Here is a 14,057-nt window from a genome sequence, read left to right as displayed (position 1 = left end):
GGAGTGACGGCCGGTGCTCCCCGGATGCCGCGGGCGGTCACCGGATACGGTGCGGGGAGTCCCCGCTGCCGGTATCGCCGGCGACACCGGCACCGACGCCGACGCACCGTCGGCGTCGGCGGCCGACAGTTGATGGAGGAGGCGCACCGATGACGTCCGAGGGCCCGCACCACCCCGGCCAAGAGCCGGACGAGGTGTCGCCGGGCACCGGCGCGCCCGCGCCGTACGGCGTCGCCAACCCGGACCTGGGCTGGGCACCCCCGCCCCCCACGACCCGGCCGAGTCCGCCAGCTCCCGCCCGGGCAACGCAGAACGACCAGCCGCCCACGGCGGCCTGGGGTGCCGCCGCCCCGCCGAACGCCCAGCCGCCGACCGCAGCCTGGGGCGCCACGCCGCAGGGCGACCAGCCACCCACCGCCGCGTGGGGCGCCGCACCGCAGGGTAGCCAGCCGCCGACGGCGGCCTGGGGCGCCGCCCCGCTGAACGCCCCGCCGCCCGCCGCCTGGGGCGCCACGCCGCAGGGCGACCAGCCGCCGCCCGCCGCGTGGGGCGCCGCACCGCAGAACGACCAGCCACCCACCGCCGCGTGGGGCGCCGCACCGCAGAACGACCAGCCACCCACCGCCGCGTGGGGCGCCGCCCAGGCGCCCGCACAGCAGCCGGAGCCGAACCGGCCGGACGCGTGGGGGCCACCGTCCGCCGCGTCGCAGCCCGCCTGGGGCCAGGCCGACCAGCCGGGGCCGGGCTGGAAGCAGGAGGATCAGCCCGGCCCCGCCTGGGCCGCCACCGCGCCGCCCACGCCGCCCGGCTCCGCCGGTGATCCGCCCCAGCCCGCCTGGGGAGCGCAGCCCGAACAGCCGGCGCCGGCCTGGCCCGCCCAGGCCGAGCAGCCGCCCGCCGCGTGGGGCCAGAACGAGTCGGCCGCCCGGGGGGCCGCCCGCGTCCCCGGCCAGGCCACCCCGCCCCAGGACGCCTGGCCCGCCCAGGCCGACGCCAACCCGTCCGGCGGCTGGAACGCCGACGGACAGGACGACCCCGCCCGCTCCGGCGGCTGGAACGCCGGCTCGCCCGCCACCCCTCAGGACGACCCCACCCGCTCCGGCGGCTGGAACGCCGGCCGGCAGCCGGACGGCGGACCCGTTCACCCAGTTGGCTGGGCCCCGACCGAGCAGCCCGCGTTCGCCGGCAAGGCCGAGCAACCGTCCACGCCCTGGGGCCAGAACGAGTCGGCCGCCCGGGGCGCCGCCCGCATCCCCGGCCAGGCCACCCCGCCCCAGGACGCCTGGCCCGCCCAGGCCGACGCCAACCCGTCCGACGGCTGGAACCCCAACGGACAGCCGGACGACGACCCCGCCCGCTCCGGCGGCTGGAACGCCGACGGACAGGACGACCCCACCCGCTCCGGCGGCTGGAACGCCGGCTCGCCCGCCACCCCTCAGGACGACCCCGCCCGCTCCGGCGGCTGGGCTGCCGCGGAAGGCAAGCCCGACGACCAGCCGCAGCCGACCGCCTGGGGCGGCGCCGACGGCACGGCCAAGCCCGGCGCGTGGGGCGCGGCGTCGGTGCCGCAGCAGCAGGGGGACCGGCCGGCCGTCCCGGACTGGGCGGCGGCCGAGCCGACGTCGGTGCCGCCTGCCCGGGCCACCGCCACCGTCAACGTGGACGGGCCGCCATCCTGGAACGCCCCGGCAGAGGACCAGCAGCAATGGCCCGGCCCGGATCGGACCGAGCGGCCCGGCGTGCCGGACGTCGAGCCGTGGGCACCGGGCGAGGCGTGGGGACGTTCCGCCGAGGCAGCGCCCGCCGCGCCGCAGCCGGCCGGCAACGGCTGGGAGCCGGAGCGGTCGGAGGACCGGCCGCTGTACCAGCCGGCACCGGCACCGGGGATCTCGCCGGCCAACGCGGTCCCGCTGCCGCCGCAGGAGCAGCGGGTGCCCGGCGCCAGCCTGGCCGCCGTCCCGCCGGCCGACTACCTGCCGCCGGCCCAGTTCACCCCGGAGGCCGAGCCGTCAGGCCGCGAGGGTGGGCCGTCGGCGTACGAGCCGGAACTGGCGGGGGCCGACAACGGCTGGGGCCACGCCGAGGAGCCCCAGCCTCCCGCCGGCCCGGTCGTTCCCGCTCCCCGGATTTCGCCGGAGGGCCAGGCGTCCGCCCGTGCCGCTGTCTCCCTGCCAGAGGCCGGGGAGTCCGCAGCCGGCGCGGCCGGCAGCGTCTCGGCGAGCGCGTCCGTGCCGCTGACCAGCCGGGTGACGCCCCCGACCGACCAGGCCCGGCCCAGCGACACGCCCGCGCCGCAGCCCCGGGTGTACGGCCGGCCCACCCGCCCGGAGCCGGTCGAGGAGCCGGAGCAGGCGGAGGGGCACGGCTTCTACCCCGACCCCAACCCGCCGCACCGCTTCGACGAGCCGGGCCCACAGGGACACTTCGACGAGCACGGCCCACAGGCCCGGTTCGACGAGCCGAGCCCGCACGGTCGGTTCGACGAGCCCGCCCAGCACGGTCGGTTCGACGAGCCCGGGCCGCAGAGCCGGTTCGACGAGCCGAGCCCGCACGGCCGGTTCGACGAGCACGGCCAGCAGCAGCGGTTCGACGACCGGGCGCCGCAGCGCTTCGACGAGCCCGACCGGCAACACGGATACGGCGACGGGCCGGCCGCCGCGGCAGCGGCAGCCCCGCCCGTCTTCCCGCCCGGCGTGCCGTCCTTCGTGGACCCGCCGGCCAGCAACCGGCCGGTGAACGGCGTCCGACCGCACGACGGCGACCGGCCGAATGACCAGTTCGGCGGCCCGTCGGCCCCGGTCAGCGGCGGCGGGGCCGTCCAGGGCGCGGTGCCCGGGCACGGCCCGGCCCCGTTCGGCGAGCCGGCCCAGGGTGGCTTCCCGCCGGCCTTCCCGACGCAGGGCCAGCAGTCGGGTTCGTCCTGGGACGTGGAGCCCGAACAGGGCCGGTTCGACTCGTTCAAGCCGGACGCGGCCGAGCAGAAGACCGAGGCGCCACCACCGAAAGTGCGCAACGGCCGGGTGCTGGTCGCCGTGCTGGTGGCCGCCGTGCTGATCCTCGCGGTCCCGCTCGGCCTGCTCATGCTGCTCGGCAAGTTCAGCGACGACAAGGTGCCGGCGGTCGGCTCCTGCGTGAAGCGGGTTGGTGCCAACGTGACGGCGGCGTCCTGCGGCGACGCCGACACCTTCACCGTGGTGTCGAGGGTCGACGCCAAGGAGAAGTGCGGCCCGGCCCAGCCGTCCGCGCTGCTCCCAGGCGACGTGCCGAACAAGGTGCTCTGCCTGAAGCCGTCCGCCAAGTAGCGGATTCCCGAGGGCGGGGCCACGGACCACCGTGGCCCCGCCCTCGTCGTACGCCGGGTGTGACCGGGGCCGCGCAGGGTGTTGGCGTGCGGGGCATCCCCGTTCGGGCAGACTGAGGAGATGAGCGCACGAGTACGGGCCCCGGAGCTGCGCGGACGGGGTTGGCTGAACACGGGTGGGCGGGACCTGAAGCTGGCCGACCTGCGCGGCAAGATCGTAGTCGCGGACTTTTGGACCTTCTGCTGCATCAACTGCCTGCACGTGCTCGACGAGCTGCGCCCGCTGGAGGAGAAGTACGCCGACGTGCTGGTCGTCGTCGGCGTCCATTCGCCGAAGTTCGAGCACGAGAAGGACCCGGACGCCCTCGCCGCCGCCGTCGAGCGGTACGGCGTGCACCACCCCGTCCTGGACGATCCCGAGCTGGACATGTGGCAGCAGTACGCGGCCCGGGCCTGGCCGACCCTCGCGGTGATCGACCCTGAGGGGTACGTGGTGGCCACCATGGCCGGCGAGGGCCACGCCGAGGGGCTGGCCCGGCTGGTGGACGAGTTGGTCGCCGCCCACGAGGCCAAGGGCACCCTGCACCGGGGCGACGGCCCGTACGTGCCGCCGGCCGAGCCGGAGACCCTCCTGCGCTTCCCCGGCAAGGCGGTCCTGCTCGACGGCGGGAACCTGCTGATCTCCGACTCGGCCCGGCACTGCCTGGCCGAACTGGCCCCCGACGGCGAGACCCTGGTCCGCCGGATCGGCTCGGGCGAGCGGGGGCGGGCCGACGGCCCGGCGGGTGCCGCCGCGTTCTCCGAGCCGCAGGGGTTGTGCCGGCTGCCGGAGCACGTGGCCGAGGTCGCCGGGTACGACCTGGTCGTCGCGGACACCGTCAACCACCTGCTGCGCGGCGTACGGCTGGGCACCGGCGAGGTGGTCACCGTCACCGGCACCGGCCGGCAGTGGCGCTCCACGGTGGACGACCACGCCCACGACGCGCTCTCGGTCGACCTCTCCTCCCCCTGGGACCTGGCCTGGTACGACGACAGGGTGATCGTCGCGATGGCCGGCATCCACCAGCTCTGGTGGTTCGACCCGATCCGCCGCACGGCGGGTATGTACGCCGGCACGACGGTCGAGGCGCTGCGCGACGGCCCCCTGACCGAGGCGTGGATGGCGCAGCCGTCCGGCCTGTCGGTGTCGACCGACGGCGCTCGGCTGTGGATCGCCGACAGCGAGACGAGCGCGGTCCGGTACGTCGAGAACGGCGTTCTGGGCACCGCCGTCGGGCAGGGCCTGTTCGACTTCGGCCACGTCGACGGGCCGGCCGAGCGGGCGTTGTTCCAGCACCCGCTGGGCGTCTGCGCGCTGCCGGACGGCTCGGTGCTGGTCGCCGACACGTACAACGGCGCGGTACGGCGGTTCGACCCGGGGACCGGTCAGGTGTCCACGGTCGCCGACGGGCTGGCCGAGCCGAGCGACCTGGTGCTGACCGCCGACGGTGGGGTGCTGGTGGTCGAGTCGGCGGCGCACCGGCTGACCCGGCTGGCCCCGGGCGTGCTGTCGGCCGCCGGGGCGAGCACGGTTGACGGCCCCCGGCACCGCACCGAACGCAAGCCGACGGAGGTGGCGGCCGGCGAGGTGACGCTGGACATCGTCTTCACCCCGGCCCCGGGGCAGAAGCTGGACGAGACGTACGGGCCGTCGACCCGGCTGGTGGTCTCGGCGTCCCCGCCGGAGCTGCTGCTGGACGGGGCGGGCACCGGCACGGAGCTGTCCCGCCGGCTGGTGGTCGACGGGACGGTGGCCGGCGGGGTGCTCCAGGTGACCGCCCAGGCGGCGACGTGCGACGCCGACGTGGAGCATGCGGCCTGCCACCTGACCCGGCAGGACTGGGGCGTGCCGGTCCGGGTGGTCGAGGGCGCCGCCGCCCGGCTCCCCCTGGTCCTGCGCGGCCTGGACGCCTGAGCGCCGCCGCTCCGAAGCGGGGCCGGCGGAGCGGCCCGTTCACACGAACGGGGTGGGGGTGACTCCCGCGTCGATGAGCGCGGCCCGCACCAGGGCGGCGGACGCCACGGCCCCCGGGGTGTCCCCGTGCAGACAGATCGATTCGACCGGGCAGGGGACGACGGTGCCGTCGACCGCGACCACGGTCCGCTCGGTGGCCATCCGGACGGCCCGCTCGGCCACCCGCTCGGGGTCGGTGACCAGCGCGCCGAGGGCGGTGCGGGGCACCAGCGCGCCGTTGGGCAGGTAGCCCCGGTCGGCGAAGCCCTCGGCGACCACCCGGATGCCCGCCCCGGTGGCGAGCTGGGCCAGCACCGAACCGGGCGCGCAGAGCACCGGCAGCTCGTGGTCGTAGTCGTTGATCGCGGCGACCAGCGCGGCGGCCTGCGGCTCGTCGGCCGCCGCCGCGTGGTAGAGCGCGCCGTGCGGCTTGAGGTATCGGACCCGGATGTGGAACGCCCGGCAGAACGCGTCGAGCGCGCCGAGCTGGTAGGTCACCTCGTCGCGCAGGTCGGCGAAGGTGTACGCGATGTGCCGGCGGCCGAATCCGGCGAGGTCCCGGTAGCCGACCTGGGCGCCGACGGTGACCCCGCGCTCGGCGGCGGCGGCGCAGACCCGGCGCATGGTGGACGGGTCGCCGCCGTGGAAGCCGCAGGCGACGTTGGCCGAGGTGATCAGGTCCAGCAGCGCCTCGTCGTCGCCGAGCCGCCAGATGCCGAATCCCTCGCCGAGGTCAGCGTTGAGGTCCATGGAACCTCACCGTAGTCCCTGGGCGGGCCTGCGCGAGCCCGGTCACGTCGTCCACCACCCCGACGACCGGGTAACCGCCGGTGGTCGGGTGGTCGGCGAGGAAGATCAGCGGCTGGCCGTCGGCGGGCACCTGCACCGCGCCCAGCACGATGCCCTCGCTGGGCAGTTCCCCGGCCACCGCGCGGGCCAGCGGCGCGCCGACCAGTCGCGCGCCGACCCGGTTGCTCACCGTGCTCACCGCGTACGCCGTGTCGTACAGCAGGTCGAACGCGGCAGAGGTGAACCAGTCGTCCCGGGGGCCGGGTCGGAGCCCGAGGAGCAGCTCGACCGGGGCCGGGCGGCCGACGGTGCCGTCCACCGGCGCGGGGTCGCCGGCCGGGGCGCCGAGCGGCAGGGTGTCGCCGTCGCGCAGCGGGGGCGGGCCGAGGCCGGAGAGGGTGTCGGTGGACCGGCTGCCGAGCACCGGTGCGACGGCGATCCCGCCGGCCACCGCGAGCCAGCTGCGTAGCCCGGCGCGGGCCGGGCCGACCCGCACGATCGCCCCGGCCGGGACCGCGAGGGGCCGGCCGACGTCGCCGGGCCGGTCGCCGACCCGGACGTCGACGTCCGCGCCGGCGATCGCGACCGTGCCGGCCCGGGTCAGCCGCAGCGTGCAGCCGGTCAGGGTGATCTCCAGGCCGGCGGCGGCCTCCGGGTTGCCGACGAGGCGGTTGGCCAGCCGCAGCGCCGCCGGGTCGAGCGCCCCGGACCGGGGCACACCGAGGTGCGCCCAGCCGGGCCGCCCCTGGTCCTGCACGGTGGTGAGCGCGCCGGCCCGCAGCACCTCGATCCGGCCGGCCGGATCGCCGGCGGCCGGTGGGGCGGTCACCGGGCCGCCAGGCGGACCCGGGTGCCCGGGGTGAGCCGGGCCGGCGGGTCGGCGCGTACGTCGAACAGGGTCAGGTCGGTCCGGCCGACCAGCAGCCAGCCGCCGGGCGACGCGCCGGGGTAGATCCCGGCGTACGGGCCGGCCAGGGCGACCGAGCCGGCCGGCACCCGGGCCCGGGGCGTCGGCAGCCGGGGTACGGCCCATTCCGCCGGCAGCCCGGTCAGGTACGCGAACCCGGGCGCGAACCCGCAGAAGGCGACCCGGAACTCGGTGCCGGTGAGCCGGGCGACCACCTCGGGCACGTCCACCCCCCAGTGGCCGGCGACGGCGGGCAGGTCCGCACCGTCGTACCCGACGGGGACCTCGACCTCGTCGGCGGGCGCGGCGGCGTCGGCGGGCCGGGGCGTCCAGCCGGCGACGAGTGCGGCGGCCCGGGCCGGGTCGGGCACCCCGTCGAGCAGCACGGTACGGGCCGCCGGGACGATCTCGACGGCGGTCAGCTCGCCGGCTGCCCGGCGGCGCCACAGCTCGGCACGCCAAGCCTCGACCTGGTCGGGGTCGTCGCAGTCGAGCAGCAGGGCGTTCGTGCCGACGGGTCGGATCCGCATCCCGTCATGATTCCCGATTCGGCTGAGGGCCAGGGGCGTCCGACCCTTCGATCTCGTGACCCGGGACACTACTTGCAGGTAACCTACGGTGCCGTAACCTGATGGCGTGACGACCTCCGCCCCGCTTCGACTCAAGCCGGTCGACATCGGAAAGCCCCGGATGCGGGGCTGGCTGCACACCTACGCGTTCTTCGTCGCGCTCGTCTGCGGCATAGTGCTCTGTTCCGTCGCGGCCGGTCGGCCCGGCTGGGCTCCGCTGGTGAGCTGCCTGATCTACAGCCTGACCGTGTGCGGGCTCTTCGGCACCAGCGCGCTCTACCACCGCCGGGTGTGGTCGGAACGCGGGTACCAGATCATGCGACGGATGGACCACTCGATGATCTTTGTGTTCATCGCCGGAACGTACACGCCGTTCTGCGTCCTGTTGCTGGACGTCCGGCACGCGACCGCCATGCTCGCCCTGGTCTGGGGCGGCGCGCTGGGCGGGGTGGCGGTGAAACTGATCTGGCCGCACGCCCCGCGCTGGGTCTCCGCCCCGCTCTACCTGGCGCTCGGATGGGTCGCGGTGGCGATGCTGCCGCAGATCCTGCACTCCGGCGGGATGACCGCGCTGGTGCTGCTCGCCGTCGGCGGTGCGATCTACAGCGTCGGCGCGGTCTTCTACGCGCTGCGCCGCCCCAACCCGTGGCCCACCGTCTTCGGCCACCACGAGTTCTTCCACGCCTGCACCCTGGTGGCCGCGGTCTGTCACCACATCGCGATCTACTTCGCCCTGTTCGCCTGAGGGCCGCGCGGGGCCCGCGCACGCCGAGGGCCCCGCACCGTTGCGGGGCCCCGGGGGTTCTCGGGTGGTCGCCGGCCGGGCCGGCGGGCTGTCTCGGCCGTCGGCATGCGGTCGTCGGGCCGCTGGATCAGACCGTCCGGCCCGGGCGGCGCACCTCGCGGTACTCCTGCACCACCGGCTCGCCCTGCACCGGTACGACCCGGTCGGCCACGACCCGGTTCTCCCGCACCGGGGTGGCCACCACGGTGCGCCGGCCCCGGTTCCAGAAGTAGAGGGTGGTGAGCAGGCTGACGACCCCGGCGAGCATCAGCACCCAGCCGACGACGCCGAGGTTGAGCCACCCCAGGTCGGCCTGCACGGCGAACGCGAAGATCGCACCCAGTGCGATGAGGAAGATGCTGGCACCAATGCCCATTTTGTCGCCTCCTTGGCTGTCAGCTGGCGCTACTACCGCCGCAGCCATCGTGAGATTGCGGCACCCATCGACATACCCCGGCACTCCGCTCGCCAATCGGGCAAGCTGGGCCCATGACGGACGCCGGGGGTACGGAACGGACGCTGGTGCTGCTGAGGCACGCCAAGGCGGAACCGCCGGGCGACGACAGGGACGCCGATCGGCAGCTGACCGCGCGGGGGCACGCCGACGCCGTCGCTGCCGGCGCCTGGCTGGCGCGGCACGGCCTGCTGCCCGACGTGGTGTTCTGTTCCCCCGCGAGACGCACCCGGGAAACCTGGCACGGGGTGGCGCTGGGCATGACCGGCTCGACGGACGAGGCCGGGCCCGCCGGCACCTCCCCGGCGGTGCGCCACGAGCCCGGCGTGTACGAGGCAAGCCCGGTGGAGCTGCTGGCCCTGGTCCGGTCGGCACCGCCGGAGGCGACGACGGTGCTGCTGATCGCCCACAACCCGGGTGTCTCGCTGCTCTCGGCGCTCCTCGACCCGGAGCGGGCGGACCAGCAGGGCATACGTACCGCCGGCCTCGTGGTGCACCGCACCCGGCTCCGCTGGGCCGACCTGCGCCACGCCGACATCACCGCCCGCCACACCGAGCGGGGCTGAGCCCCGGGGCGGGTACGCGTGGCAGGGGCCCCGGTGCGACCGGGGCCCCTGCTCACGGGCTCACTCAGGACGGCGGCGCCGTGGGTGGAGGCGGGTCGGGTGGAGGCGGCATCATCGCGGTTGGATGCGACAGCCGGTTCTCCTCCACGATCAGGGTGCGCGCCCGCTTACGCCGGTCCTGCCAGAACCAGAGCGTGGTGAGCAGCACGGCCAACCCGGCCAGGATGAACACCCAGCCGACCGCGCGCAGGTCCACCCACCAGACGTTCGCCCGGATGGCGAAGGTCAGGATCGCGCCGATGGCGATCAGGAAGATTCCGCTACCAATGCCCATGTGCGCTGCACCCCCACGTGCGGTGGCTCTGGGCGTTCACTGACGACGTCCGCGCCCCGGTTACCCGCCCGCGCCGCCAACTACCCGGTACAGACAACCCGATAGAACCCCGAACCCCTCCGAACCGGAAGCGCCGGCACTTTCCCGAAATCTGTGGCCTCCCGGCGCGGGACAGCCCTTCATTCCGTGAAAGTGCCGGCGCAGGCCCGGCGTGTGGGGTGGGTCAGAAGGACTCCTCCGGGAGGTCCATCACGTCCAGGTCGGTGTTCTCGATGATCCGCCGGTCGGCGCCGAGGCGGGGGAGCACCTCGCGGGCGAAGAACTTCGCGGCGGACACCTTGCCGGTGTAGAACGCCTTGTCGGCGGCGGAGAGTTCGCCGTTCAGGGCACGCAGGGCAACGTCGGCCTGCCGCTGGAGCAGCCAGCCGACGACCAGGTCGCCGATCGCCAGCAGGAACCGCCGGCTGCTCAGGCCGACCTTGTAGAGCGACCGGGAGTCGCCGGCCTGCGCCTCGCCCAGCCAGCCGGTGAGCACGCCGAGCATGCTCTGGATCTCGGCGAGCGCCTTGCCGAGCGCCTGCCGCTCCTGCTTGAGCTGGCCGTTGCCGCCCTCGGAGGTGATGAACTCCTGGATCTCGGCGGCCACCGTCATCAGGGCCTTGCCGTTGTCCCGGACGATCTTCCGGAAGATCAGGTCGAGGCTCTGGATCGCCGTGGTGCCCTCGTACAGGGTGTCGATCTTCGAGTCCCGGACGTACTGCTCCAGCGGGTAGTCCTGGAGGAAGCCGGAGCCGCCGAACGTCTGGAGCGCCTCGTGGCCGAGCATCTCGTACGCCCGCTCCGAGCCGACGCCCTTGACGAGCGGCAGCAGCAGGTCGTTGACCCGCTTGGCGATCTTCGTCGCCTTCTCGTCGCCGGCCGCCTCGGCGAGGGCGACCTGGTCCTGCCAGGTAGCGGTGTAGCAGACCAGGGCCCGCAGGCCCTCGGCGTACGACTTCTGGAGCATCAGCGAGCGGCGCACGTCCGGGTGGTGGGTGATGGTGACCCGGGGCGCGGTCTTGTCGGCCTGCTGGATCAGGTCGGCGCCCTGCACCCGGTTCTTCGCGTACTCCAGGGCGTTGAGGTAGCCCGTGGAGAGGGTGGCGATCGCCTTGGTGCCGACCATCATCCGGGCGTACTCGATGATCATGAACATCTGCCGGATGCCGTCGTGCTTGTCGCCCAGCAGCCAACCCTTCGCCGGCACGCCGTGCTCGCCGAAGGTCATCTCGCAGGTGTTGGAGACCCTGATCCCCATCTTGTGCTCGACGTTGGTGGCGTAGACGCCGTTGCGCTCGCCCAGCTCGCCGGTGTCCTCGTCGAAGTGGTACTTCGGGACGACGAACAGCGACAGCCCCTTGGTGCCCGGGCCACCGACGCCCGCGACGCCGACCGGGCGGGCCAGCACGTAGTGCACGATGTTGTCGCTCAGGTCGTGCTCGCCGGAGGTGATGAAGCGCTTCACGCCCTCGATGTGCCACGAGCCGTCCGGCTGCTGGACGGCGCGGGCGCGACCGGCGCCGACGTCCGAGCCCGCGTCCGGCTCGGTGAGCACCATGGTGGAGCCCCACTGCTTCTCGACGAAGAGCTTGGCCCACTTCTGCTGCCGCTCGTTGCCCTCGACGTACACCACGTGCGCGAAGGAGGGGCCGGAGGAGTACATCCAGACCGGGGCGTTCGCGCCGAGCACCAACTCGGCGAGCGACCACCACAGGGCGCGGGGGGCGTTGGTGCCGCCGAGGGCCGGCGGGAGGTCCAGCCGCCAGAACTCCGAGTCCATGAACGCCTGGTACGACTTCTTGAACGACTCCGGCAGCGGTGCGGTGTGCGTGGCCGGGTCGAAGACCGGCGGGTTCCGGTCACTGTCCGTGTAGCTGGCGGCCAGATCCTCGCGGGCGAGGCGGTCCACCTCGGCGAGGAAGCTGCGCGCGGTGTCGACGTCGAGATCCGAGTACGGCTCCTGGCCGAACGCCCGGTCCGCCCCGAAGACCTCGAACAGGTTGAACTCGAGGTCCCGAAGGTTGCTCTTGTAGTGGGTCATGCTCGCTGGCCCCGCTTCCGGACAGGTATTACCGATCAGTAACCCAGACTGTATTACTCGTCGGTAGACAGCGACAAGCCGCCCACGGAAGTGACAGCGATTACACACCCGCGTTCCGGCGCTCGCCGGGACACCGAATCGGCAGGCCAGCGCCCGTCGGGTCGGCACCGCCCGGTGCCGAGTGACGAAATCGTGCCCAATTCTGGAATCAGTGGCCTCAGCCGGGCCGCGACACCACATCTTCCAGGAAACAGCACGATCCCGACACGGGGCGTCACCGAACTCAGCCCTCGGCGGCACCGACCTCCCAGCTCGGCACCGGTACGGTCACCGCGCTGCTCGGGCCCGCGTACTCCATCAGGACCAGGGCGATGTCGTCGTCGAGTCGCCCGTGCACCCACTCCACCAGGGCGGTCTCCAGCGAGGCCAGCCCGTCGCCGACCGTGCCGTGGCCGAGCAACCGCCAGGCCCGGTCGGCGGTCGGGAAGAACTCGCCGTCCCGGCGGGCCTCGCCGAGGCCGTCGGTGAACAGCAGCAGGCGGTCGCCCGGCTCCAGCCGCTCGACCCGGGGCCGGACGACCGGCATGAAGCCCAGCGGCGGGGCGGGCGCCGGCGGTTCGAGGGGGATCACCTTGCCCCGGCGCAGCAACAGCGGCGCCGGGTGGCCGCAGTTGACGATGGTGAGCGTCCCGCCCCGCTCCTCGACCAGCGCGGCGGTGACGAAGTCCTCGTCGCCGACGTTGCGGGCCACCGCCCGGTCCAGGTCGGCCACCACGGCCCGCAGGTCGGCCCGCTCGTACGCCACGTGCCGGTACGAGCCGAGCACGATGCTGGCCAGCCGGACGGCGTCCAGCCCCTTGCCCCGGACGTCACCGATGATCATGCGCACGCCGTACGGGGTGTCGATCGCCTCGTACAGGTCTCCGCCGATCTCGGCGGTGGCGGTGGACGAGATGTAGCGCCCGGCCACCGCCAGTGTGCCCACCTGCGGGCCGAGCGGACGCAGCACCGCCTGCTGGGCCACCGTCGCCAGCTTGGACAGCTCGGCGATCTGCTCGGCCTGCCGCTCCCGGGCGGCGGCCACCGCCCCCGCGATGGCGGTGGCCAGCGCGATGCCGGCCACGTTGACCGCGGTCACCAGCGACGTCGTCGGCTCCATCAGGGCGAAGGTCGACCCGATCGCGGTGGCGACGGCGCCCACCCCGAGCACCACCCGCCAGGAGGCGAGCGCGGCGGCGAGGAAGGGCGCGGCGACCATCAGGGCGATGTAGTGCGCCGGACGCCCGTCCGCCAGCTCCACCCCGGAGATGATCGCGAGCAGGGCGAGGGCCGCGCCGAGGCCGGCGCGGGATCCGGGGGTCAGCGGGCCGCGGCCCGACTGGAAGGCATGCGTGCGTACGAGGGACAGCATGCCTGATCGACGTGGGCCGGTGAATGAGCCTGGCCCGTCGTCCGAGGATGTTCTGCCCGGCCGGTCCGCGGTGCCGGACCGACGGGGGACGGACGCCTCGCCCACCGCCGGGGCCGCCGGATCAGCCCAGGACCTCGTACTTCACCGTGAGTGCGCCGACGTCGACGGAGGTGATGGTGGCGAATGCGGCCCGGGACAGGTCGATGCAGCGGCCCGCGATGAACGGGCCACGATCGTTGATCCGAACGGTGACCGACTTGCCGTTCGCCGGGTTGGTCACCCGGACCCTGGTGTCGAACGGCAGGGTCTTGTGCGCGGCGGTCAGCTCGTCGGGGTTGAAGGTCTCCCCGTTGGCCGTGAGCTGGCCCTCGTCGTAGAAGGACGCGCCACAGGAGCCGCTGTCGACGACGGTGCTGGTCGGGGCCGGCTTCTTGGTCGTGGCGGCCGGCTTCGGCGCGGCGGTGCGGGCCTTGCTCCGCGACGCGGCCTGGGTCCGGGTCGCCTTCGGGCTGGCAGTGACCGTGGGCGAGGGGCCGGCGCTGGGCGGCAGGCTCGCGCTCGGCGACGCCGACGGTGAGGCCGGCACGGCGGGGCTGATCACCGGGGCGTCGGCGAGGGCCGGCGCGGAGCCCGCCGGTTCGCCGGAGGCGAGCTGGACGGCGCCGACGGTCCCACCGACGGCGAGCGCGACGCCGACCGCCGCGGTGGCCGCGATGCCGGCCGGCGAGGAGAACATGCGGATACGGGAGTGCCTACCAGCCACGGGGCCCGTCCTTTCGTCGTCGCTGAACAAACCGGCCCGGACCGTAACGAGAGAAGCACTTCCGAAGTCAACGTGATCACGGTGGTATGCCCGCATTTGATCGCAT

Annotated in this window: 12 protein-coding genes; 4 read left to right on the top strand and 8 right to left on the bottom strand. The window is 74.5% G+C overall.

The window, feature by feature from the left end; all coding sequences use genetic code 11:
- Nucleotides 1-149: 149 nt before the first annotated feature.
- Nucleotides 150-3,302, top strand: coding sequence for a hypothetical protein (locus ABT023_RS01360; protein ID WP_350880421.1), 3,153 nt, complete (start codon nucleotides 150-152; stop codon nucleotides 3,300-3,302).
- A gap of 120 nt (nucleotides 3,303-3,422) precedes the next feature.
- On the top strand, nucleotides 3,423-5,255 hold the full coding sequence (locus ABT023_RS01355) for an NHL domain-containing thioredoxin family protein (RefSeq protein ID WP_350880419.1): 1,833 nt from the start codon (nucleotides 3,423-3,425) through the stop codon (nucleotides 5,253-5,255).
- A gap of 39 nt (nucleotides 5,256-5,294) precedes the next feature.
- On the opposite strand, the gene ABT023_RS01350 is transcribed toward ABT023_RS01355, so the two are convergent.
- The 3 genes from ABT023_RS01350 to ABT023_RS01340 are packed head-to-tail and all read right to left on the bottom strand — an operon-like array spanning nucleotide 5,295 to nucleotide 7,520.
- Complete coding sequence (locus tag ABT023_RS01350) at nucleotides 5,295-6,044, bottom strand: LamB/YcsF family protein (protein WP_350880417.1); 750 nt, start codon at nucleotides 6,042-6,044, stop codon at nucleotides 5,295-5,297.
- Complete coding sequence (locus ABT023_RS01345; protein ID WP_350880415.1) at nucleotides 6,028-6,912, bottom strand: 5-oxoprolinase subunit C family protein; 885 nt, start codon at nucleotides 6,910-6,912, stop codon at nucleotides 6,028-6,030. Before ABT023_RS01345 ends, ABT023_RS01350 begins: the two co-directional genes overlap by 17 nt.
- The gene (locus ABT023_RS01340) at nucleotides 6,909-7,520 is read right to left on the bottom strand and encodes a 5-oxoprolinase subunit B family protein (protein WP_350880413.1); all 612 of its coding nucleotides are present in this window, start codon (nucleotides 7,518-7,520) and stop codon (nucleotides 6,909-6,911) included. The genes ABT023_RS01345 and ABT023_RS01340 overlap by 4 nt, the downstream gene beginning before the upstream one ends.
- Before the next feature lie 106 nt (nucleotides 7,521-7,626).
- On the opposite strand from ABT023_RS01340, the gene trhA reads away from it, so the two are divergent.
- Entirely contained in the window at nucleotides 7,627-8,304 is a 678-nt protein-coding gene (gene trhA / locus ABT023_RS01335) for a PAQR family membrane homeostasis protein TrhA (protein ID WP_350880411.1), read from the top strand.
- Between the two features lie 127 nt (nucleotides 8,305-8,431).
- On the opposite strand, the gene ABT023_RS01330 is transcribed toward trhA, so the two are convergent.
- Entirely contained in the window at nucleotides 8,432-8,719 is a 288-nt protein-coding gene (locus tag ABT023_RS01330; RefSeq protein WP_350880409.1) for a DUF6458 family protein, read from the bottom strand.
- Nucleotides 8,720-8,832: 113 nt separating this feature from the next.
- Here ABT023_RS01330 and ABT023_RS01325 point away from each other — a divergent pair, with 113 nt between their 5' ends.
- Nucleotides 8,833-9,363: a SixA phosphatase family protein gene (locus ABT023_RS01325; RefSeq protein ID WP_350880407.1), complete on the top strand. Its 531-nt coding sequence runs from the start codon at nucleotides 8,833-8,835 to the stop codon at nucleotides 9,361-9,363.
- A 64-nt stretch (nucleotides 9,364-9,427) separates the two neighbouring features.
- Here the strand turns inward: ABT023_RS01325 and ABT023_RS01320 are convergent, their stop codons facing one another.
- The 4 genes from ABT023_RS01320 to ABT023_RS01305 form a co-directional block, all read right to left on the bottom strand.
- Nucleotides 9,428-9,697 carry a DUF6458 family protein gene (locus ABT023_RS01320; RefSeq protein WP_043961115.1) on the bottom strand — a complete coding sequence of 90 codons (270 nt, stop codon included), beginning with the start codon at nucleotides 9,695-9,697 and terminating at the stop codon, nucleotides 9,428-9,430.
- A gap of 223 nt (nucleotides 9,698-9,920) precedes the next feature.
- On the bottom strand, nucleotides 9,921-11,777 hold the full coding sequence (locus ABT023_RS01315) for an acyl-CoA dehydrogenase (RefSeq protein WP_350880405.1): 1,857 nt from the start codon (nucleotides 11,775-11,777) through the stop codon (nucleotides 9,921-9,923).
- A gap of 283 nt (nucleotides 11,778-12,060) precedes the next feature.
- Nucleotides 12,061-13,188 (bottom strand): PP2C family protein-serine/threonine phosphatase, encoded by a 1,128-nt coding sequence (locus ABT023_RS01310; RefSeq protein ID WP_350880403.1) that lies wholly within the window; start codon nucleotides 13,186-13,188, stop codon nucleotides 12,061-12,063.
- Nucleotides 13,189-13,309: 121 nt separating this feature from the next.
- The gene (locus tag ABT023_RS01305) at nucleotides 13,310-13,951 is read right to left on the bottom strand and encodes a septal ring lytic transglycosylase RlpA family protein (RefSeq protein WP_350880401.1); all 642 of its coding nucleotides are present in this window, start codon (nucleotides 13,949-13,951) and stop codon (nucleotides 13,310-13,312) included.
- Nucleotides 13,952-14,057: the final 106 nt, after the last annotated feature.

The sequence above is a fragment of the Micromonospora sp. NPDC002296 genome, from assembly GCF_040296145.1.
In the GTDB taxonomy this organism is placed as follows: domain Bacteria; phylum Actinomycetota; class Actinomycetes; order Mycobacteriales; family Micromonosporaceae; genus Micromonospora.
This window is presented reverse-complemented; position numbering and strand designations above follow the sequence as displayed.